The following is a 20,445-nucleotide window of genomic DNA, read 5'->3' as shown; positions in this document are numbered from 1 at the left end:
CAGGCCTGAAGTGTAGCACGCGGTTAGCAGCGTTTGGCGCGCATTGCAGCCTGGTGTCCCGCCAGTGAGCCGAAGATAATAATATCGGCCACGGCGTTCCCGCCGATACGGTTGCCGCCATGCAGGCCGCCAACCACTTCCCCGGCGGCATAAGCGCCCGCGATCACCTGGTTTTCTGTGTTCAACACTTCGGTTTCAGTGTTGATGGTCACGCCGCCCATGGTGTGGTGCACACCCGGTGCAATCTGGATCGCGTGGAACGGGCCTTCATTGATCGGTGCACGCAGTGCGGTAGTGCGACCAAAGTCCTCATCGTGCTGTTTTTCCACAAAGCCGTTGTAGCGTTCGAGCGTGGCCAGGAAAGCGTGGTAATCGATACCCAGTTTATCCGCCAGTTCACGCGGCGAGCTGGCGCTGGTAACCAGGCCACGCGCGATATACTCGTCTGCCGCTTTGTTTTTCGCTCTGACATGCTCATCAAACACGATGTAAGCGTAATGTTCCGGCAGGGCGATGATTGCCGCCGAGACTTTATCGCGGGTCGACATTTCGTTAAAGAAGCGTTTGCCCTGCTGGCTGACGAGAATCGCACCGCCGCCGCGAATCGATTCGGAAATCAGGTACGAGGTATTCTGTTCAACGGTCGGGTGGATCTGAATTTCGCCCATATCCACAGTGCCCGCGCCAATACGTTCCAGCAGTGCGATACCGCCGCCGGTCGCGCCTTTATGGTTGGTGGTGACAAAACCTTCCAGATCCGGACGGTATTTCACCACCATTGCGCTGTTGGCGCTGAAACCACCGGTCGCCACAATCACACTTTTCGCCTCGATCACCACACTCTCCTGCTCTTCGGTCAGCAGGCGTACGCCGCGCACTTCACCTTGCTCAAACAGAATGTCGTCCACTGAGGTATCCAGCATTACATCGATGCCGCGTTTGGTGACATTACGCACCAGGCCGCTAATCAGGTAGCCACCGACTGCCGATCCGTCGCGCGGGCGGTGCGTACGGTCAATGCTCATCCCGCCAGTGGTGGTGATGTCGTTAAGCATAATGCCGCGACGAGCCAGCCATTCGATGGCTTCTGGCGCATTTTCCACAAAGCGACGCAGCAGCGCCGGATTGTTTTTGTTACCGCCGCCTTTCAGGGTTTCCGCGTAGAACAGCTCTTTGCTGTCCTGAATGCCTTTTACGCGCTGGAAGCGGGTTTCCGCGGCGTTCATGCCCGCAGAGGCTTTAATAGTGTTACCGCCGATGGTTGGCATTTTTTCGACAATCAGTACGCTGGCACCTTCGTCGTGCGCCTGAATTGCCGCCGCCAGACCCGCGCCGCCGCTACCGACAACCACAACGTCATAGCGTTTAGGTTCCTGAGAGTCACTGCCCTCTTCCGCCGCCAACGCTTTGCTGGATTTCACCATCGCTTTTGATACCGCTTTTTTCACCGCTTCGCTCTGGCTGGTTGCGCCTGAAATCGCGTCAACGTGCGGGCTGTTGGCCGTCAGGATGCGGCCGCGGATCTCTTCAAAGCTACTGGTGAATTCAACGCTATCAACGGTACTTGAGGCGAGTTCGATATCAACGATGCGGTCTGTGTCGAGGCTGACATTGATAACCAGCTCGTTAGCGTCGTCCTGAACCGTTTCAGCAAAAAGACCTGGCTTAAATTTCGAAGCGCCCATGCTCATGTCGCGGATCATCGCTTCAACCAACGAGAAACGCCACAGAGGTTCCGGAATATTCAGCGCTTCACGCTGGGTACTATCAATGAACAACTCCAGGGTTTCACCGTTGGCGATACGCGCCGTCCAGTCCGGATACGCGATGCACGCACGGCCTACCGCAATCAGGTCATAGCCGTGATCCAGCCCCTGCTCAGCGTCGGCGGCATTAACGATACCGCCAACACCCATCACCGGCACCTGCGCCAGCGTTGCAGAACGCATGGCACAATATTTCTTAATCAGTGGCGTCGGATCGCTGGTGTCGTTAATGGAAGGACGCAGCGCCGCACCCAGCGAAAAGTGCAGGTAATCAACACCGCGCGCCGCCAGTTTTTCCAGCAGGAACATGGTGTCATCAAAACGGATGCCGGGCACTTCCAGCTCTTCCGGCGAGAAACGGTAACCGATAATAAAGGCGTCGTCGGCGTACTGACGCGCCATTTTATGGGTGATGTCCAGTACGGCCAGCGGGAACTTCGCGCGGTTGTCGCGGCTGCCGCCCCACTCATCATCACGCTGGTTGGAGTTTGGCGAGAAGAATTGCTGGATAAGGTAGGTATTGGCACCGTGAATTTCGACACCATCGAACCCGGCCTGAATGGCGCGGCGCACGGCGTCACCAAATTTGCCAATCATCCCTTCCACTTCAGCGGTGGTCAGCGCAACCGGGGTTGCCGCGCCATCACGCGGAGCGGCAATAGCGCTCGGACCAACCGGAGCACGACCGCCAATCAGCTTCGGTTCGACCATGCGACCGCCGTGGTAAATCTGCAAAATTGCTTTTGAACCTTCGGCTTTAATCGCCGAGGCAATTTTTGCCAAACCGGCAATTTTCTCGTCGTTATCAATACCGATAGCGCCCGGAAATGCCAGGCCGAGATCATCGACAAAACAGCATTCAACAATAATGGTGCCGATACTTCCGGCGCGGGCGCGATAATATTCCACCAGTTCACTGCTGACTGTCCCGTCAAAATAACCTGTGCAGGTGGTCATTGGCGCCATTAACAAACGGTTTTTCAGTTCTGCGCCATTCGGCAAGGTAAACGGGCTGAGGATGCGTTCGTTGCTGGTCATAATTAAACTCCAAATCTAAAAATTAAAAACTTTGAATTCGGTGACGGATTTATTTTTCGTTCTGTTTTTTAATCCTGATGTCGTGTATTTAATATACCGTGAATTTTAATTACCAAATTAATTACGTTAGTTATAAAACTATTTAACCACCTTAATAACAGAGCTACCTCCAGCGTATTATCATTTTTAAATATCGTATTCACATGGCTTTAATTACCGGTAACATTGCGATTACTTCACACTTTTCCTTTCCAGCTTTATTCAAATAATAAAAAAGACAAATATCATATAGTTAAAAGAAAACATCTCGTTAATGAGAGTTATTATCAGCACCATTTTTTAACATTTACGGTAATTTTGTGAAATTAACCACATAATACTCTGTGGGTATTCATTTTATTAAAAAAAGTGTCGTTCGTTTCGTTTTCTTGATCTCAATCAATAGTATTCGCCAATGGAAGAGCAATATATAAATACGCTCAGATTTTTATTTAATGCGATTGAATTTGCGTTAAACAACACATGCCAGAATGTGAAAAGTCTCAATAAAAAATTAAAGTAACTTTTGAAACTAAAATAATCAGAGATTCACTTTCCGCGCATGACCGAATTTTTAACTACTTGTAGATGCTCACTATGACAGAGAAAACAACAACCCCACCGTCTGCTCCCGCAGCCAGTGCAAAAGCCGGAAATAAAAACCGCCTGATAATGATGGCGTTGCCGATTATCGTGGCAGTGCTTCTGCTGTTTGTCCCGGTGCCGGAAGGTTTACCGCCGTTTGCCTGGCACTACTTTGCTATCTTCGTTGGCGTTATTGTCGGCCTGATTTTCGAACCCCTGCCGGGTGCGGTTATCGGCATGACCGGCGTGGTGGTTATCGCGCTGTGTAGCCAGTGGCTACTGTTCAGCCCGGAACAACTGGCCGACCCGAAATTCAAGCTGGCTGGCCAGTCCTTTAAATGGGCGGTAAGCGGTTTCGGTAACTCCACCGTGTGGCTTATCTTCGGCGCGTTTATGTTTGCCGCCGGTTACGATAAAACCCAGTTTGGTCGCCGCCTGGCGCTGATTCTGGTGAAATATCTTGGCCGCCGCAGCCTGACGCTCGGTTACGCCATTACTTTCGCCGACCTGCTGCTGGCACCGTTCACCCCGTCAAACACCGCGCGCAGCGGCGGGACAATCTACCCGATTATCGCCAACCTGCCGCCGCTGTACGGTTCCAAACCGAACGATCCAAGCGCGCGCCGCATCGGTTCTTACCTGATGTGGGTGGCGATTACCGCAGCCTGTATCACCAGTTCTATGTTCCTTTCCGCACTGGCACCGAACCTGCTGGCGCTGGCGCTGGTGAAAAGCACCGTTGGCATTAACATCTCCTGGGGTAGCTGGTTTATCGCCTTCCTGCCGCTGGGCGTGCTGTTGATTCTGACCATGCCGCTGCTGGCTTACTGGTTCTATCCGCCAGAAGTGAAAGTCAATGACGAAGTGCCGCTGTGGGCCAGCCGCGAGCTGGAAAAACTGGGCAGAATGTCACGCAATGAAATCCTGCTGCTGGTGTTTGTCTGCTGTGCGCTGCTGATGTGGATCTTTGCCGCTGACTTTATCGAGCCTGCGCTTGCCGCGCTGCTGGTGGTCGTGCTGATGCTGTGGACCGGCGTATTAACCTGGAACGACATCACCAGCAACAAACCGGCATGGAACACCTTTGTCTGGTTCGCCACTCTGGTTGCGCTGGCCGATGGCCTCTCCACCACCGGCTTTATCGCCTGGTTGGGTAAAGAAGGCGGCCTGCTGATGAGCGGTATCTCTCCGGGGATGGCGACCATCGCCCTGCTGCTGGCGTTCTACCTGCTGCACTATCTGTTCGCCAGCACCACCGCGCACACCACGGCGCTGCTGCCTGCAATGCTGACCATCGCGGCGACAATTCCTGGCATCAATATGGAAGTCGTGATTCTGGTTCTGTGTACCTCGCTCGGCGTGATGGGCATCATCACCCCGTACGGTACTGGCCCAAGCCCGATTTACTACGGTAGCGGCTACCTGCCGACCAAAGATTACTGGCGTCTGGGCACCATCTTCGGTGCTATCTTCCTGGCCGCCCTGCTGTTGATTGGTTATCCGTGGATCACCATGATGTTCTGATTCGTAACCGCCGGGCATTCCCGGCGGTTTTATTTTATGGAGTAAAGAGCTATGTCGAACAAACCCTTTGTTTATCAGGACCCGTTCCCGCTGGCGAAAGACGATACGGAATATTATCTGCTGAGCCGTGAATATGTCTCCGTCGCCGACTTTGACGGCCAGCAAGTACTGAAAGTCGAGCCGGAAGCGCTGACGCTGCTGGCACAACGCGCGTTCCATGACGCCTCTTTTATGCTGCGCCCTTCCCACCAGAAACAGGTGGCGGCCATTCTGCATGACCCGCAAGCGAGCGAAAACGACAAATACGTTGCTCTGCAATTCCTGCGTAACTCTGAAATCGCCGCTAAAGGCGTGCTGCCGACCTGCCAGGACACCGGCACGGCAATCATTATGGGTAAAAAAGGTCAGCGCGTGTGGACCGGCGGCGGCGATGAAGCCGCGCTGGCGCGTGGCGTTTACAACACCTACACCGAAGACAACCTGCGTTATTCGCAGAATGCGCCGCTGGATATGTATAAAGAGGTCAACACCGGCACTAACCTGCCTGCGCAGATCGATCTCTATAGCGTCGACGGCGACGAGTATAAATTCCTCTGCATCGCTAAAGGCGGCGGTTCAGCTAACAAAACCTATCTCTATCAGGAAACCAAAGCGCTGATTACACCGGCGAAGCTGAAAAACTATCTGGTTGAGAAGATGCGTACCCTCGGTACGGCAGCCTGCCCGCCATACCATATCGCCTTTGTGATTGGTGGTACGTCTGCGGAGTCCACGCTGAAAACGGTGAAACTGGCCTCAACCCGCTACTATGACGGCTTGCCGACCGAAGGTAACGAGCATGGCCAGGCATTCCGCGATGTCCAGCTTGAACAAGAGCTGATGCAGGAAGCGCAGAACCTTGGCCTTGGCGCGCAGTTCGGCGGTAAATATTTCGCTCACGATATCCGTGTCATCCGTCTGCCGCGCCACGGTGCCTCCTGCCCTATCGGCATGGGCGTCTCCTGCTCCGCCGACCGTAACATCAAAGCGAAAATCAACCGCGAAGGTATCTGGATCGAGAAGATGGAGCACAATCCGGGGCAGTATATTCCGGAAGAGCTGCGCCAGCAGGGTGAAGGCGATGTGGCGAAAATCGATCTCAACCAGCCGATGAAAGCGATCCTCGCACAGCTTTCCGCGTTCCCGGTATCAACCCGCGTTTCTCTGAACGGTACGATTATCGTGGCGCGCGATATTGCTCACGCGAAGCTGAAAGAGCTGATTGATAATGGCGAAGAGCTGCCGCAGTACGTGAAAGATCACCCGATCTACTACGCCGGCCCGGCAAAAACGCCAGAAGGGTATGCGTCCGGTTCGCTTGGCCCAACCACCGCAGGGCGTATGGACTCCTACGTGGATCTGCTGCAATCGCACGGCGCGAGCATGATCATGCTGGCAAAAGGCAACCGTAGCCAGCAAGTGACCGATGCCTGTGCCAAACACGGCGGTTTCTATCTGGGGAGTATTGGCGGTCCGGCTGCCGTCCTGGCGCAGCAGAGCATTAAGAGCCTCGAATGCGTGGCTTACCCGGAACTGGGTATGGAAGCAATCTGGAAAATTGAAGTGGAGAACTTCCCGGCGTTCATTCTGGTGGATGACAAAGGTAACGACTTCTTCCAGCAGATCCAGAACAAACAGTGCGCCGGCTGTAACCAGCGTTAAGTAAGATGTGAAAAACCCCCGCCGGAGTGTCCGACCGGGGGTTTTTGTTGTTCATAAATCAGCGCATGTTTAGTTGATGCGGAGATCATCTTTCCAGCAGAGTCGATAATAGCGCGCAATAATCTTCGCCAGCGCTTCACGTTCGCCAGCCCCAATGACACTGCCGTCATCCCATCGTTTAAGGCTCGTTTTATCCAGCGTGCTGTAGCGTGCAGAAACCTCACAAATCAGTGCCCGTTCATTAAGCTGAAAGAAAAGAAACTCGCCCCGGTAAAGCAATTTAAGGCGAATAACGCCCCATTCGGCGTCATGAAACTGACAGGCAGAACCATCGCGCTTCAGTTCCTGCAACTCTTCGCGCCACGCTTTATTGATCATCGCTAACCACCAGCAGCGCATAAAGTGTGGCGATGTAACGGGCAGGCTGCTGCTCTTTATAACTGAAGATAACCAGCGTTTTCCCCTGCCCGCCTTCGCAGCTATGCGCAGAACAAAGAAGCGAGCCTTCTGGCGCGGAGTAACGCGTATAAGCCTCAGGATTGAAGGTAATGACTTTGATTCTTGCCGCCACCGCGGCCTGAATATCCTCGGGTAGCCGGGCAAAATCCCCGCTCTGGTAGAGATCCGGCTCAATTGGCTTCTGGCAACGCGGACAAATCAATTCGACAGGTTGATTAAAAAAGCGCGTTTCCTCTCCATCGTGCAGCATCACGCGTTTCTTAATAAGTTTGTCGATTTTCATCGTCGTCACCCTGCGCGAAAAATTGAAAATTCAGGTCGCCCTTCAGTCATTTCCAGTGCTGATATTAATGGCCCGCACTTTGCCGCCGGTGACATCGAAAGCGATATTTCTGTGCGCCAGTGAATACATAATCCACTCTTCGCCATCGCTGTTATCGGCTTCACCCGTACCATAATGCTCAATCACACGCTGTTTCGCATCGCCTGGCGCCACGCCACGCGCGGTATGCAATGTGGGGGCATGCAGCGTTATCTGCCCGATGACGTAACTGTCGACGCTTTTGCCGCGTTGCTGCCAGTCAATATTGGCGCTGTAGATATTAAAGCCCGGAAAAATGTGGCGGTAAAACTTATAGTTTTCCTCGCCAAATGGCACTTCACCAACAAAATCCTCGCGGGTTTGTTTCCCGAGCGCCGTCAGCAGATTGCGATCCCAGTCCTGCCCCAGGGTGATAGCCTGTTTATTGATTTCCACGGTGAAGTCGTTTTCCGTCAGCGGCGTTTGCGCCGCCTGGGCAGAAAAAGCAAACAGCAGCGCAAAAACAGGGAATATTCGACGCATTAACCTTTCCATAGTCAGTCAAAAGAAGCGCTATTTAAGCCAGCTGCCCGCCTGGTTGACAAGCGTTTTACCCGCCTGCGTCACCACCAGTTTCGGCGGGTTGTAATCGACAAGATAAAGCACATCGCCATTACGGAATTCTGCGCCAATCACGCGGTTTTCATTATCCAGCCGCGTTTTACCGTGCAGGCTAATCTGCTGGCTGTCGCGGTTTCGCGCGCCGGTATAAAGCAGATCATCGCAAGGCGTAGTGAACGCGCCGCAATTATTGCGGATCGCCAGCATAAAGTTATCAGTGCGGATAATTTTCGTCGTCGCGCCAGCGTGAACTGTCTCTTTAACCAGCGCGTAATTTTCCGGGGCGTAATAATCACCGTGTTCAGGCGGTTGCGTCAGATGCCACGCCAGCTTGTCACCATTAATAACCAGCGTGGCTTTGCCGTTTTTACCGCCAAAGCCCGAATCAAACGTAACGATGGCGGTGTCATTTTTCACCTCGCCGCGCAGGTTATCCTGCTGTTCATCCGGGCAATCAATGCGGTTGCCGCGCTGAGTGATAAAGCAATACGATCCAGTAAGCTTGTTATTCTGCTGGGATAATTTCAGCGTTAATGTGGATTCATTGCTTTCACTGCCGTGCCACTGACCGGAAAAATCAGTTGCCGACGCGGCGCTGGCGCAGCAGGAGAGCAAGAAGCTCGCAACGACAACATAAAACCGCTGCTGAGTTGAATGAATAGCGTGCATAACGTGCGTCTGTTCCTTTTCAGCATCACAAAAAATGAGTTGATTCTTAAGGTCCGTAAAAAAACATCAAGGTCGACAGGTCGTCAAGATCCGCTTTCGATAACGTATTTTTTTCCATGCGATCGTACTGGTAGATAATCCCTTTCATGGGAATGGTCGATGGATGCTCCCTGGCCATGGTCATTAATGTTTCAATATCCGACGGATTTTTGAGCGCTCGGCTGAGGAATTTGTTCAGTAACGCTTCGCCCTCTTCATGGGTTAACAGATCCATGCGCATTTTCTCATACGGTTAATTCAGCAGCGAAAAGCTGATGGCTGAAATAATTACCCTCGATAACGCCATCAACGCATCTCTGTTTTACAGCACTATTACTTGCGCCTTTGGAACGCACGGTGACAGGCATGCGAATCTACTCATGCGCTTTCCAGATACCTTTTTCATCGAGGAGTATTTTATTGTTTTGTATCACGGTTAAGCTGTTATCAATTTTACTCAGCAGATAAGTGGTGGTGCCGTTTTTAAAGGTGTAAGTAATAACAGGGCAGATTGACTGTTCACAAGATTTCCGCACCGCAAATCCGTGCAGATTGACTTCGGCCCGATCATTTTTACGCACGCCGTAGTACGTTGCTTCGTCACAATTCGCGCCGTTACCACACACCGTGACCACTTTTATCTTAAATTTAGGGGTTTCAAAAAAATCGACGAAGGTCTCAGCCGTTTGAGTAATCGCGGACGTGTTAAACGACACATCCTGAAAGCGGCTAGCCCATTGTTGCAGCGCATCAGGAATGCTTTTTTCTCCCGTATTGCTTTTATAGTGTGCAACCGAAGCCGCTGGCACTACCCATGCGGCAGAAAGTCGACCATCCGGATAAATAACAAATGCGGAGGCATTTTCCAGATAGAGATCTTTCAGCCAGCCTTCCACGAATAACCCGCCATCCGCAGTGTGTCGCGGTTCGACATAGACATCGAAATTGCCTGCAAACGCAGCGTAATCTGCCCCCAAGACATTTTTTAACGACGCCTGCACCTGCTTATCCATGGTGATATATTCGACCGTTTCGAGCGTGTCATAATGGTTAATATCAATAACCGCAGCAGCGTCAAATGAGAAAAAAGAGACGAGTAAAATCAAAAAAACCGGCAGAAATATGTTGCCATGAAAAATCTGTCGCATAACGTCAGTTCGCATCCTGTTGCTACAAAATCGATAATTTTTATTATCAGTAAAACCGCAAACAAAATACAGTAAGTATCAAATCGGTTCTGGCGTTGGCCGTAACTTATGCAAATGCGAAAAATATCATTGCATTTTTCGTGCAGGGAACACGTTAAATAAGGGAAGAGAAAATGCTACGGAAAACGTATCAAAAAAGCAGACGATGGGAATGTTAACAGGGCAACCCTATTAAGTACTGGCGTAAACGCAGTATTAATACAGGATCGTCAAGATATTCAAGCGGTGATAAATTCACCAGCGTTTTTATTTTCCCTGTCATCCATTCCAGCCCGCCCTCTTTGCCGATTTTACCGTTAACCACTATGGCGAGATCGTATGCGCCTTTCAGGAAATGACTTAATATAGCCACATAATTTGCAGGGTAAATAGCGCTAAACGACTAAACAAAATCGTTCCAGACATCTTCCCCCGCATACTCACTTTCCAGCCCCATATTATCCCCTGTGAAATAGCGTTCTCAATGTTCATTTACTCTGTAAAAATGAGAGAGAGGCGACACAGAAGACGCTCATTCAACTTTTGATGGTTAAAATTTCACTCGCTTTTTCTGCTTACAGAAAATCCTCATCAGGGGCGCGGTCAAACAACTCACCTGCAATGCGCGCAATACGTCCTTGTTGCACCAGTTTGTCTTTCCACTCCTGCGGAATGCCTGCGTAGCCGTATAACGCTCCGGCAATTTGCCCGGCCGTAGCCGCAACGCTGTCGGCATCGTCGGCCAGATTCGCCGCCAATAAAATCGCATCACGGAAGTTATCCGTATGCCATACCGCCCACATCGCCGCTTCGAGCGTATCGATAACATAAGCACTGGAACGGATCTGATCGCGCGTTTTCTGTTTGTATTCACCGGCATTAATGATAAGCACTCGTGCAGACAGCGGTACGATATGCGGTGCAAACGTTTTTTCTTTGTCGTATCCGTTAATTAAATGATGCAGGATCAAACCAAGAAAAAAACAGGCAGAAAGGGATTCGGACGCACCGTGCGTCGCCTGGCTTTGCGCCTGAGAGTCAAACCATATTCCACGCAACGTTTTACGGCGAAATATAGCCACCGGCGCTTCACGTATTAACGCTGCGTTACCCGCAGTATTTTTCTCCGTATTGCCCATCCACGTTTCACCTTGCAGGAGGTACTGCTCCAGCGCAAAGCGGGTCGTGTTGCCGATATCAAAGCAGATGCCATTACTGCTATTCTCACCCTGCTTGTACCAACGAACCAGACGATTGCGAAAGTCGCTGACATCCAGTTTATTGTTTTGCAGATAGGTTTCAGCAAGGCACAGCGCCATTGAGGTATCATCCGTCCACTCGCCAGCCTTAAGCCTGAAGGCACCGCCACCTGTCATATCGCTTACCGTATAGCGATCGCGTGGCTGAAATTCTAGCGTCGTCCCCACGGCATCACCTACTGCCAGCCCAACTAATGCGCCAATAGCCTTATCGCGAGCATTTTCTGCGGAAGTGATGAGCGGTCGCGCTTTATCCCAGGCATCATATTTTACAGCGGCAGGATCGGCGACTTCAGACAATCTTTTGCGGATGTTTGGGGGAAGGTAATCATAATACCGGTCAGCATAATTACTGATTATTAAGTCATCTGCATGCAAATCGATCATTAGAGTTCCTTCATGTGAATTTGGGTGATACCTGCTTCATCAGTACGGCTAATTACTTCAAACTGCGTATTACTTTTAAAGAGTACTTCTGTTTCCGTCGCATTAAATTCTGATAAGAAATCGATTTTCCTGCCTGAATACCCTTCCATTTTCATTTGAATTGGTCCATCAAAAGCTTTGTTAATATCGCTACTCACAAAGGCCCGATCAGAAACAGTATTACCCGGCGTGTATTGACTCAGTACTTCATCAGGCAAGCTATTCATACCACGGAACGTCGTCCCCGTATGAGCCGGAAGGTTATCCAACCCTTCATTAATATGTTGGGCGAACGCTTCAAGTTCTGGTGTAAGTGGTTTTGTTCCACGCAGAGCAGGATTAATCATTTTGTAACCCGGGTCTGTAGTGTAGCCATGGAGTGCACCAACCTGATCATCGGTTAATAATTTAGACAAGTGTGGAGCTTTATTGTCAATTAACTCCCGTCCCCGGGCAATCCATTTATTTGCTTTTGCTTCACCAACGGCCTCTTTCAGGCTCATCAGCGGCTTAGCCGTAGCTACGGGTTTTACCGCTACAGGTTCGGCAACAATCTTACCAGCACGCCAGGCGTTAAACTTCGCCCCGCCTTTGGCACCCAGTCCGCCGCCAATAAGTCCGCCAGCCAGCATGCTCCATTTTTGGCCGTCGCTGCCCTCACCAAAAATCTTACCGCCAACGTAATTGCCGAGCGTTCCTCCGGCCATCCCCCCGGCGGTACTAAGTAGTGCAATGACCGGCCCGGCAATCACAGCGAGTGCACCAACACCAACACCCAGCATCACCCAGTTAACCCATTCAGGGATCTCCGGACTGATTTCATCTGTTTGCACCTTTGCGCCGCCAATAAACACATTGGCAGAACCTTGGTAGATCTCTGCGCTACAGGTTAAACGATCGCTAATGCGCGCAGCAGGATAATTATTGATGTAAACCTTTATCGATCCTTCTGCAACGCGCTGGGGACTACCACTGTGTTCATCGCATTCGCCGAGCGAAAGATGCGCACGAATCGCCTTACGGCTATTGACGAAAACATCAGGAGAACCCTCCTTCAGCATCCCGGTAACATGCCTTGGGGCCCATGACATACTGCCAAGGACTTCACCTAAACCTCCGCCCGCGCAAGCACTGGCCGCAACAGCAGAAACGGCTACCAGCGCGGCGCCACCGGTTACCGCTACTGCAGCTACCCCCAGCAAAGCGCCGCCAATAAGGCCAGCAATCATCCAGCCTTGCGACGCCGTATGTGCAATGGGATCATCAACACGCGCGGCTTGATACTCACCCATGATTAACATCATCTCTGCCGTGCGCAAGGAAACGCCGGACCCCATCTAAGGAATCCAGCCCCGCAACTCCCTCAAATGTTCGACAGGCGGACAGCTGTTGCGCAAGATGGTGTCCACCCGCCTCCGGAAGGGTCCACAGCGCATAGCGCACGGGCTGACTTCCGGGTACAGAAGCTATCCTCAATGCCTGCCCATCCTGTGCATAGAACAAAAACACGCCTTCACGCGCACGCTGCAGAGGTAGGTGCCGGTAGAGGGATTGTATACCGTCAAAAGCAGTCAAATGTTTCGTTTCTGTATCGAGTGCAAAGAATATTCGCTGATCATCAGCAAGTAGCATTTGCCCTGGCTCTGTTTCCCGCTCACGATGAAATTTGATGCTATGGATAATATCCTGATACTGCCGCTGGTAATATTCACTAAACTCATCAGGACATGTGCCAATATAACAAACAATTTTTTTGGCAGCTGGCTGCTCATCCAGCAAGACCACCGTCTGGCGTTGAAAAATAACCGTACCATCGTTTTTAAACTGATAATAAAGTTCAATCGCGGGTTTATCATCAATCGTCACGGGCTGCGACAATTCAAGGTGAAACTGTGGAACAGTAATTTCCAGTTCGCGTAAAATACGCGCCGCCACAGACTGAATATTTTCATCTTTTTTTGCGCTGGCTCGGGATACAACGAAAGTAAACTCACTTGCACCATTATCATTCAGGGTAAATAAATTCATGGTGCGATCTTTAAACACATCCGGTAGCGCAAGCGTAGCTTCCTGGAGAATATAATTAGCCATTCCCGTATCCCTTTACTCATTATTGTTAATAATAAAAAAGCTTTCGACTTCTTGTTGTATGGCACTTTGATGACCTGATCCAGGCGCAACTATCGCTGCCTGCCCCTCATCCGGATTTAAGTGCAACTCACCACCTAATGTATTTATCTGCCCTGTTTCTTTGACGGTAAAATTAAAATTATTGCCAACAATATTAATATTCCCATCGCTGGTTAACTCAATGGCACTTTCACCGCACTCCAGACGCAAAGAACTACCTGCAGACAAGGTGAATGAATTAACTACTTTATCTTTCCTGTCACTACCGGTTAAATTCAGCGTATTCACTTTTACGCCGCATTTTTGATCTTTCACCACTCGCAGCGTTTCATTTTCTCCTACAAATTGCGTATGATTTTTTTCAATGGTGTGCGTTTCATCATTCTCGACATCTACATCAAAATTTCGCTCTGCGTGCAGCCACACCTGCTCTTCGCCCGCCTTGTCTTCAAAGCGCAGGGCGTTGGCGTTATCGACCGAACCATCTTTCGAGCGGCTGAGGAAGCCCATCTGCGTGGCAGCAGCAGGTAATGCCCACGGCGGCATACTCGCTTCGTTATAGACACGCCCGGTAACGATCGGCCGGTCCGGGTCGCCATTGATAAAGTCGATCACCACTTCGTCGCCCACGCGTGGGATCTGCACCCCGCCGAAACCCTGCCCCGCCCAGGCACTCGACACGCGCACCCAGCAGGAGCTGGTGTCATCGCCTTTCGCCAGACGATCCCAGTGGAATTTCACCTTCACCCGGCCATATTTATCCGTCCAGATGCTCTCGCCCTGCGGGCCGACCACTTTCGCCGTCTGCGGCCCGTAGGTTTTCGGCCACGCCGTCACCGCCGCCGGGCGGAACACCACCGACGACGGAATGACGGTGAAATCGATGCGGTGCACCGTTTCGCCGTCGGAGCCGCTGGCATAGCGGTTTTCCTCGAAAAAGTAGTTCGCTTCGGTGGTCAGGTACTCGCCGTTATCGCTGAAAAACGGCGCGTTATACAGCGCAAAGGTGTTTCCCGGTGCGACACCAACCGCCGTGGCGGTGCCCTGAATCTGCTGGTGCTCCACCTGCCAGCGCTCCTGGCGGATACGCGCGTAATACTCCCCGTGACCGTGCTCAACAAAACGCCCCGGCCAGTCGTACACGTCAATGCTGCCCGGCTGCGGTGATGCCGGGTTCTGCCGCGCCTGGAACAGCCACGCGTTCGGCTTGCGGAAGTCGTAATCGTCGAGGCTGTAAATGCCCGGCGTCACGCTGTCCTCCAGCGCCCACTGGCTGATACCCTCTTCATCCGTGCTGCCGCCGGACGGCGTCTGGTGATAGGGAATGGTTTCATAGCCGCTGAAGGGCTGATGTTCGGTCGCCGCGTCGGTCAGCACCAGCACATGGCGGTCGGCTTCGTGGCGGAAATGGTAGGCGATGCCCTCAAGCTCCATCAGACGGCTGATGAAATCGAGGCTCGATTCCTGGTACTGCACGCAGTAATCCCAGGTGCGGTAACTGCCGGTCAGCTTATCTTCCACGTTCACCTGATATTCGCCGAGCAGCGTTTTCACAATCTGCGGCGCAGTCTGGCCCTGGAAGATACGCAGGTTGCGGTCGCGTTTCATCGGCCACAAATCCGGCTCCACGGTGAGCTGGTACACCGCGTAACGCGTCCCCGAAAGTTCAACGGCGCTCACCGCCACGCGGGTGATTTTGCCGTTGATATAGCGCGTGCCCGTTCCCTGGGTGGGAATATTGATGGTTGCGGATTGCCCCAGCAGCTTGCTGCGGTCTGCCCGCGCATCGGTGCCCAGTACCGTCAGCGCCAGCGTAAATGACTCGGACAGCGCTTCGCGCCCGGAGAGTTTCCAGAAAAGTAAGCCCCCGACGGGTAACGTCGCCGTGATTCTGTTCTGCATAACGAGAGATCCCTACTCAATGTCTGTCAACGGCAATCAGCGCACGGTAAAACCTGCACGCTATTTTGCGCGATGAAATTTAATACTCTGGATGATTTGTTGATATTGCTTTTGATGTTCTTCGCTGAATTCGCCAGGGCAGGTACCCACGTAGCTCACCATTTTTTTCCCGGCGGGATCGTCGAGCAAAATTAACGTCTGGCGCTGGAAGATAACGTGGTTGTCATTTTTAAACTGGTAGAAGAGCTCCACGGCGGGATAACCATCAACTTCCAGCATTTCCGACGATTCAAGATGAAAATCGATGAGCGTCATCTCCAGCTCACGCGTTTTTCGGGCAGCGAGGGCGTGAACTTTATCGTCAGCTTTTGCATTACTTCGCGATACGACAAACGTAAATTCACCGCCACCCTGATTGCTGTGTGTTAATAAATTCATAGTTCTGTCTTTTTAATATAACGAGCGAGACGAGCGTTGTTATTGCAACAAGAAGACATTGCATCAGCATGCAATGTGAAAAGTGACGCGCGCGGGAATGGCTTCCCGCGCGCTGCCGGGCGCTAGCCCGGAGGAACCATCACTATTGTGCTTGCGGGTTAATAAGCCAGGTGCCTGGCTGCCCAATAGTAATAGTCTGGCTGCGGGTCTGACCGTTGCCCTGCAGTACCAGGTTGTAACGCCCCGGTTGCAGCTTCAACGAGGCAAAACCGTTGGTGGCCGGAGAAACAGACTGCGCTTCGCCATTCAACGTCAGTTTTTCACCCTCGTTCATACGCACAAAAATCTGCGCTACCGGCTCCTGTACCGCAGGCGCAGTGGTCTGGCTTTGTGCCTGCGTCTGCGTGGTTTGCGAAGGCGTTGCTGCAGGTGCGGTGGTTGTCTCCTGCACGCTCTGGCGCAGCGGTTCAGCGGCCTGCTGCGTGGTCTGCTGCTGATCGCTGTTACTGGCGTTCTGCGTCGCCGCCGTGTCCGGCGAGGAATTCCCGCCAAACAGCACCGCCCCCGCAATCACCCCAACGATCACGCCAGCGGCTACCAGCCCCGGCACTTTGTAACGCTTCACGCTACTCAGCGCATCGGTTTTTTCCGTCGTTTCTTCCACCGGCACCAGCATGGTACCCGGCTGTTTTACGCTCATGACGTCGTCGATCCCGGCGACCGGCATTTCAATCAGCGCGGCGAATTCATCCACCGTTTGCGGACGGTCTTCCATTTTCAGCGACAGCGCGCGATCCACCGCCTGCAACAGCGTATGCGAATACCCCGGCAAACCACGCTGCGTCAGGGGAACATAGGTGTCCTGAATGCTGCGCACCACGCTTACCGGCGGCGGTGAGCCAATAATCAGCGTGTGCAGTACCGCGCCAAGGGCGTAAATATCGGTCCACGGCCCCTGCTCGCTTTCATTGTCGTCGGTGTATTGCTCAATCGGCGCATAGCCCGGACGCAGCATGGTTTCGGTTTCATCGGATACCGAACCAATACTGCGACGCGCAGAGCCGAAATCGAGCAACACCGGCAGGCCGTTATCCTGAATCTGGATGTTATCCAGCGAGATATCGCGGTGCAGATAGCCTTCGTCATGAATGGTTTTGATAGCACCCAGCAGCATCGGCAGCATGCGGCGGATCCACGCTTCATTAATCAGCGTCGGGTTCTTTTCACGCAGGCGGGAAAGCGTGGTGCCGCTGTAAAACACCGTTCCCATGTAGGCGGTGTCGTTCTGCACCCAGAAGCGCAGCACATGCAGCAGGTTCGGGTGGTTGAAGCGCGCCAGCAGACGCGCCTCCTGAATAAAACTGTTCAGCCCGGCGGTAAATGCTTTACTGAAGCGCTCGCTGCGCAGCACCAGCGTCATGTCATCATTACGTACCGCCAGCGACGACGGCATAAACTCTTTAATCGCGATGGTTCGCTCAAGCTGGTGATCCTTGGCGCGATAGACGATGCCAAAACCACCGCCGCCGATCACTTCTAAAATTTCAAACTCGTTGAAGCGATATCCCGGTGGCAGTGCATTCGGTACACTCCGGTTGTTATCGTGATCCGTCATATTGGAAAACTCTCTTGATAATGGCTTTACGCCGCAAACTGACAGTGAAACTCACCCTGCTCAAACGTGACCCGTAAGCGCTTATATTGCTCGTCGCGCGCGCTGGCGTCGAGTAATAGCTGGCTCATCAGCGGCAGCAGTGTATTAGTAAGGATGGCGTCCACCATACGGCCGCCTGATTCGACTTCCGTGCAGCGGGCAACAATTTGTTCCACCACGCTGTCGTCCACTTCCGACACAATCCCGTGGTTGTCCGCCAGACGGCGCTGAATGCGTTTAAGCTGCAGGCGCACAATCATCGCCAGCATCTCGTCGCTGAGCGGGTAGTACGGCACCACCAGCAAACGGCCCAGCAGCGCGGGCGGGAAAACCTGCAACAGCGGCGGGCGCAGCGCGTCGCGCAGGGCGTCCGGTTCCGGCATCAGTTCCGGATCGGCGCACATGCCGGTAATCAGCTCAGTCCCGACGTTGGAGGTGAGAATAATAATGGTGTTACGGAAATCAATATGGCGGCCTTCGCCATCTTCCATCCAGCCTTTATCGAACACCTGGAAGAAGATTTCATGCACATCCGGGTGGGCTTTTTCGATCTCATCGAGCAGCACCACGCTGTAAGGACGGCGGCGCACCGCTTCGGTTAACACACCGCCTTCGCCGTAACCCACATAACCCGGAGGCGCACCTTTCAGCGTGGAAACCGTATGTGCTTCCTGGAACTCACTCATGTTGATGGTGATAACGTTCTGCTCGCCGCCGTACAGTGACTCCGCCAGCGCCAGCGCGGTTTCGGTTTTACCGACACCGGACGGGCCGCACAGCATAAAGACGCCTACCGGTTTGTTCGGATCGTCCAGGCGCGCACGCGAAGTCTGCACCCGTTTGGCAATCAGTTCCAGGCCGTGGCGCTGTCCAATTACGCGTTCGTTCAGGGTATCGGCCAGTTTTAACACCGCGTCGATTTCGTTTTTCACCATCCGGCCCAGCGGGATGCCGGTCCAGTCGGAAACCACGGCGGCGACCACGTTGGCATCCACCGAGGTAAACAGCAGCGGCGCGTCGCCCTGTAGCGCACGCAGTTCGGCCTGCTGTTGCGTCAGCGTGGCGCGTAAATCGGCCAGCGCCTCTTCCGGCGAAGTGTGCAGCTGCGCGCGCAGCGCAATAATCGCGTCAACCAGCGCCTGCTCCTGCTCCCAGCGCGCCGTCAGTTCGTCGCGTTGTTGCGCCAGGTTTTCCAGCTCGACCTGCAATTTTTCCACGCGATCGCTTTCACCGGTCGCCATTTTCGCTTCACGGTTGGCTATCTCAACTTCCACGTCCAGCGCGGCGATGCGGTGCAGGCAATCTTCCAGCTGCGGCGGCGGAGAACTTTGGCTTACCGCGACGCGCGCACAGGCGGTATCAAGCAGCGCAACGGCTTTATCCGGCAACTGGCGCGCCGGAATGTAGCGGTGCGAAAGTTTCACCGCCGCGACAACCGCTTCATCCAGCAGCAGCACGCGGTGGTGTTTTTCCAGGGCGGAAACGGTGCTGCGCAGCATCAGAACGGCTTTTTCTTCGTCTGGTTCGGCGACTTGTACGGTCTGGAAACGGCGGGTCAGCGCCGGATCTTTCTCAATGTATTTTTTGTATTCCGCCCAGGTGGTCGCCCCGATGGTGCGAAGCTGACCACGCGCCAGCGCCGGTTTCAGCAGGTTGGCGGCATCGCCCGTACCCTGCTGGCCGCCGGCGCCAATCAGCGTGTGAATTTCGTCGATAAACAGAATGATCGGCGTCGGGCTGGATTGCACTTCGTTAATCAGCGACTGTAAACGCGCTTCAAATTCGCCCTTCATTCCCGCGCCCGCCTGCAACATGCCAATATCCAGCAGCCACAGTTGCACATCCACCAGCGGTTCCGGCACATCACCTGCGGCAATGCGCAGCGCCAGTCCTTCAACCACCGCGGTTTTACCGACGCCCGCTTCACCGGTCAGCAACGGGTTGTTCTGGCGGCGACGCATCAGGATATCGACCATCTGGCGGATCTCTTCATCGCGCCCCACTACCGGGTCGATTTTGCCGTCGCGCGCCCGGGCGGTCAGATCCTGACCATACTGCGCCAGCGTGCCTTGCTGCTGCGGTACGCCTGCGCCTGCGTCATCGTTCAGCGCCACGGTGACTTGCTGACTCTCTTTGCTGTTAGCGAAAATGGCGTCGAAGTTATCCAGCAACGCATCGGCGCTGATACGCTCAAACTGCGGCGAAATGCCTTTCAGCACGTTTGCCAGACTCCAGGTTTTCAGGATCCCGGCCAGCAGATGGCCGCCACGAATGCGCGTCACGCCATATTTTAACGAGCCATATACCCACGCGCGTTCAACGGCGGTATCAATGTGTTCTGACAAGTCGGAAACCGAACTTGCGCCGCGCGGCAGTTTGTCCAGCGCCGCGACGATATCGCGCGTCAGCGCCTCTTCATCCAGCGAAAAGTGGCGAATAACCTGTTGCAGATCGCCGTCCGTCTGTTGCATCAGTTGATGCAGCCAGTGAACCAGCTCCACATACGGGTTGCCACGCAGCTTGCAAAAGGCGGTGGCGCTTTCCAGCGAGGTAAATAACAGCGTATCGAGTTTGCCGAACAGAACGGCGCGGCTGATTTCTGACATGAGTTCATCCATTATTCATAATTAGTGTGCAGCCATCCTTACAAGCCAGCTCGTCGCGCGATACGACATGCAGGATGTGTGCGTACGTCAGACCAGGAAAC

17 protein-coding genes are annotated in these 20,445 nt (G+C 53.2%); 2 read left to right on the top strand and 15 right to left on the bottom strand.

What is annotated here, in order from left to right:
- Nucleotides 1-23: 23 nt before the first annotated feature.
- Nucleotides 24-2,804: a flavocytochrome c gene (locus AAIG26_RS00915; RefSeq protein ID WP_343179388.1), complete on the bottom strand. Its 2,781-nt coding sequence runs from the start codon at nucleotides 2,802-2,804 to the stop codon at nucleotides 24-26.
- Between the two features lie 636 nt (nucleotides 2,805-3,440).
- Between AAIG26_RS00915 and AAIG26_RS00910 the strand changes: the two genes are divergently transcribed.
- Both AAIG26_RS00910 and fumA read left to right on the top strand, forming a co-directional pair.
- A complete protein-coding gene (locus AAIG26_RS00910) occupies nucleotides 3,441-4,952 on the top strand; it encodes an anion permease (protein WP_343179387.1) in 1,512 nt (503 codons plus the stop codon).
- Nucleotides 4,953-5,003: 51 nt separating this feature from the next.
- Nucleotides 5,004-6,653, top strand: a complete 1,650-nt coding sequence (fumA, locus tag AAIG26_RS00905; protein WP_045509718.1) for a class I fumarate hydratase FumA — start codon at nucleotides 5,004-5,006, stop codon at nucleotides 6,651-6,653.
- Nucleotides 6,654-6,722: 69 nt separating this feature from the next.
- Here fumA and AAIG26_RS00900 read toward each other — a convergent pair whose 3' ends face one another.
- From AAIG26_RS00900 to tssH, 14 genes are all read right to left on the bottom strand, one after another.
- Nucleotides 6,723-7,031: a hypothetical protein gene (locus AAIG26_RS00900; RefSeq protein ID WP_016495693.1), complete on the bottom strand. Its 309-nt coding sequence runs from the start codon at nucleotides 7,029-7,031 to the stop codon at nucleotides 6,723-6,725.
- A complete protein-coding gene (locus tag AAIG26_RS00895; RefSeq protein WP_269231164.1) occupies nucleotides 7,021-7,395 on the bottom strand; it encodes a hypothetical protein in 375 nt (124 codons plus the stop codon). The genes AAIG26_RS00900 and AAIG26_RS00895 overlap by 11 nt, the downstream gene beginning before the upstream one ends.
- A 42-nt stretch (nucleotides 7,396-7,437) precedes the next feature.
- A complete protein-coding gene (locus tag AAIG26_RS00890; RefSeq protein WP_343179386.1) occupies nucleotides 7,438-7,956 on the bottom strand; it encodes a hypothetical protein in 519 nt (172 codons plus the stop codon).
- 30 nt (nucleotides 7,957-7,986) lie between these two features.
- Nucleotides 7,987-8,703, bottom strand: a complete 717-nt coding sequence (locus AAIG26_RS00885) for a hypothetical protein (RefSeq protein WP_343179385.1) — start codon at nucleotides 8,701-8,703, stop codon at nucleotides 7,987-7,989.
- 46 nt (nucleotides 8,704-8,749) lie between these two features.
- On the bottom strand, nucleotides 8,750-8,977 hold the full coding sequence (locus AAIG26_RS00880) for a hypothetical protein (RefSeq protein WP_343179384.1): 228 nt from the start codon (nucleotides 8,975-8,977) through the stop codon (nucleotides 8,750-8,752).
- A gap of 139 nt (nucleotides 8,978-9,116) precedes the next feature.
- On the bottom strand, nucleotides 9,117-9,890 hold the full coding sequence (locus AAIG26_RS00875) for a hypothetical protein (protein WP_343179383.1): 774 nt from the start codon (nucleotides 9,888-9,890) through the stop codon (nucleotides 9,117-9,119).
- A 214-nt stretch (nucleotides 9,891-10,104) separates the two neighbouring features.
- The gene (locus AAIG26_RS00870) at nucleotides 10,105-10,302 is read right to left on the bottom strand and encodes a hypothetical protein (protein WP_343179382.1); all 198 of its coding nucleotides are present in this window, start codon (nucleotides 10,300-10,302) and stop codon (nucleotides 10,105-10,107) included.
- Between the two features lie 202 nt (nucleotides 10,303-10,504).
- Nucleotides 10,505-11,575 carry an ADP-ribosylarginine hydrolase Tri1 gene (gene tri1, locus AAIG26_RS00865; protein WP_343179381.1) on the bottom strand — a complete coding sequence of 357 codons (1,071 nt, stop codon included), beginning with the start codon at nucleotides 11,573-11,575 and terminating at the stop codon, nucleotides 10,505-10,507.
- Entirely contained in the window at nucleotides 11,575-12,906 is a 1,332-nt protein-coding gene (locus AAIG26_RS00860; RefSeq protein WP_343180299.1) for a PAAR domain-containing protein, read from the bottom strand. Before AAIG26_RS00860 ends, tri1 begins: the two co-directional genes overlap by 1 nt.
- The gene (locus tag AAIG26_RS00855; protein ID WP_343179380.1) at nucleotides 12,899-13,705 is read right to left on the bottom strand and encodes a DcrB-related protein; all 807 of its coding nucleotides are present in this window, start codon (nucleotides 13,703-13,705) and stop codon (nucleotides 12,899-12,901) included. The genes AAIG26_RS00860 and AAIG26_RS00855 overlap by 8 nt, the downstream gene beginning before the upstream one ends.
- A 12-nt stretch (nucleotides 13,706-13,717) precedes the next feature.
- Nucleotides 13,718-15,646 carry a type VI secretion system tip protein TssI/VgrG gene (gene tssI, locus AAIG26_RS00850; protein ID WP_343179379.1) on the bottom strand — a complete coding sequence of 643 codons (1,929 nt, stop codon included), beginning with the start codon at nucleotides 15,644-15,646 and terminating at the stop codon, nucleotides 13,718-13,720.
- Between the two features lie 60 nt (nucleotides 15,647-15,706).
- Nucleotides 15,707-16,084 (bottom strand): DcrB-related protein, encoded by a 378-nt coding sequence (locus AAIG26_RS00845; protein ID WP_016495669.1) that lies wholly within the window; start codon nucleotides 16,082-16,084, stop codon nucleotides 15,707-15,709.
- 142 nt (nucleotides 16,085-16,226) lie between these two features.
- Entirely contained in the window at nucleotides 16,227-17,699 is a 1,473-nt protein-coding gene (locus AAIG26_RS00840) for a serine/threonine-protein kinase (RefSeq protein WP_343179378.1), read from the bottom strand.
- Nucleotides 17,700-17,725: 26 nt separating this feature from the next.
- Complete coding sequence (gene tssH / locus AAIG26_RS00835; protein ID WP_343179377.1) at nucleotides 17,726-20,344, bottom strand: type VI secretion system ATPase TssH; 2,619 nt, start codon at nucleotides 20,342-20,344, stop codon at nucleotides 17,726-17,728.
- Nucleotides 20,345-20,445: the final 101 nt, after the last annotated feature.

Source organism: Kosakonia sp. PSU_27 (assembly GCF_039409795.1).
In the GTDB taxonomy this organism is placed as follows: Bacteria; Pseudomonadota; Gammaproteobacteria; order Enterobacterales; family Enterobacteriaceae; genus Kosakonia.
Note: the sequence above shows the minus strand (reverse complement) of the source record. Positions and strands in the feature narration are given on the sequence as shown.

What these genes read in the sequence shown, in the direction of transcription:
- AAIG26_RS00915 (WP_343179388.1), bottom strand. Translation starts at nt 2,804, where the DNA reads ATGACCAGCAACGAACGCATCCTCAGCCCGTTTACCTTGCCGAATGGC.
- AAIG26_RS00910 (WP_343179387.1), top strand. Translation starts at nt 3,441, where the DNA reads ATGACAGAGAAAACAACAACCCCACCGTCTGCTCCCGCAGCCAGTGCA.
- fumA (WP_045509718.1), top strand. Translation starts at nt 5,004, where the DNA reads ATGTCGAACAAACCCTTTGTTTATCAGGACCCGTTCCCGCTGGCGAAA.
- AAIG26_RS00900 (WP_016495693.1), bottom strand. Translation starts at nt 7,031, where the DNA reads ATGATCAATAAAGCGTGGCGCGAAGAGTTGCAGGAACTGAAGCGCGAT.
- AAIG26_RS00895 (WP_269231164.1), bottom strand. Translation starts at nt 7,395, where the DNA reads ATGAAAATCGACAAACTTATTAAGAAACGCGTGATGCTGCACGATGGA.
- AAIG26_RS00890 (WP_343179386.1), bottom strand. Translation starts at nt 7,956, where the DNA reads ATGCGTCGAATATTCCCTGTTTTTGCGCTGCTGTTTGCTTTTTCTGCC.
- AAIG26_RS00885 (WP_343179385.1), bottom strand. Translation starts at nt 8,703, where the DNA reads ATGCACGCTATTCATTCAACTCAGCAGCGGTTTTATGTTGTCGTTGCG.
- AAIG26_RS00880 (WP_343179384.1), bottom strand. Translation starts at nt 8,977, where the DNA reads ATGGATCTGTTAACCCATGAAGAGGGCGAAGCGTTACTGAACAAATTC.
- AAIG26_RS00875 (WP_343179383.1), bottom strand. Translation starts at nt 9,890, where the DNA reads ATGCGACAGATTTTTCATGGCAACATATTTCTGCCGGTTTTTTTGATT.
- tri1 (WP_343179381.1), bottom strand. Translation starts at nt 11,575, where the DNA reads ATGATCGATTTGCATGCAGATGACTTAATAATCAGTAATTATGCTGAC.
- AAIG26_RS00860 (WP_343180299.1), bottom strand. Translation starts at nt 12,906, where the DNA reads ATGGGTGAGTATCAAGCCGCGCGTGTTGATGATCCCATTGCACATACG.
- AAIG26_RS00855 (WP_343179380.1), bottom strand. Translation starts at nt 13,705, where the DNA reads ATGGCTAATTATATTCTCCAGGAAGCTACGCTTGCGCTACCGGATGTG.
- tssI (WP_343179379.1), bottom strand. Translation starts at nt 15,646, where the DNA reads ATGCAGAACAGAATCACGGCGACGTTACCCGTCGGGGGCTTACTTTTC.
- AAIG26_RS00845 (WP_016495669.1), bottom strand. Translation starts at nt 16,084, where the DNA reads ATGAATTTATTAACACACAGCAATCAGGGTGGCGGTGAATTTACGTTT.
- AAIG26_RS00840 (WP_343179378.1), bottom strand. Translation starts at nt 17,699, where the DNA reads ATGACGGATCACGATAACAACCGGAGTGTACCGAATGCACTGCCACCG.
- tssH (WP_343179377.1), bottom strand. Translation starts at nt 20,344, where the DNA reads ATGTCAGAAATCAGCCGCGCCGTTCTGTTCGGCAAACTCGATACGCTG.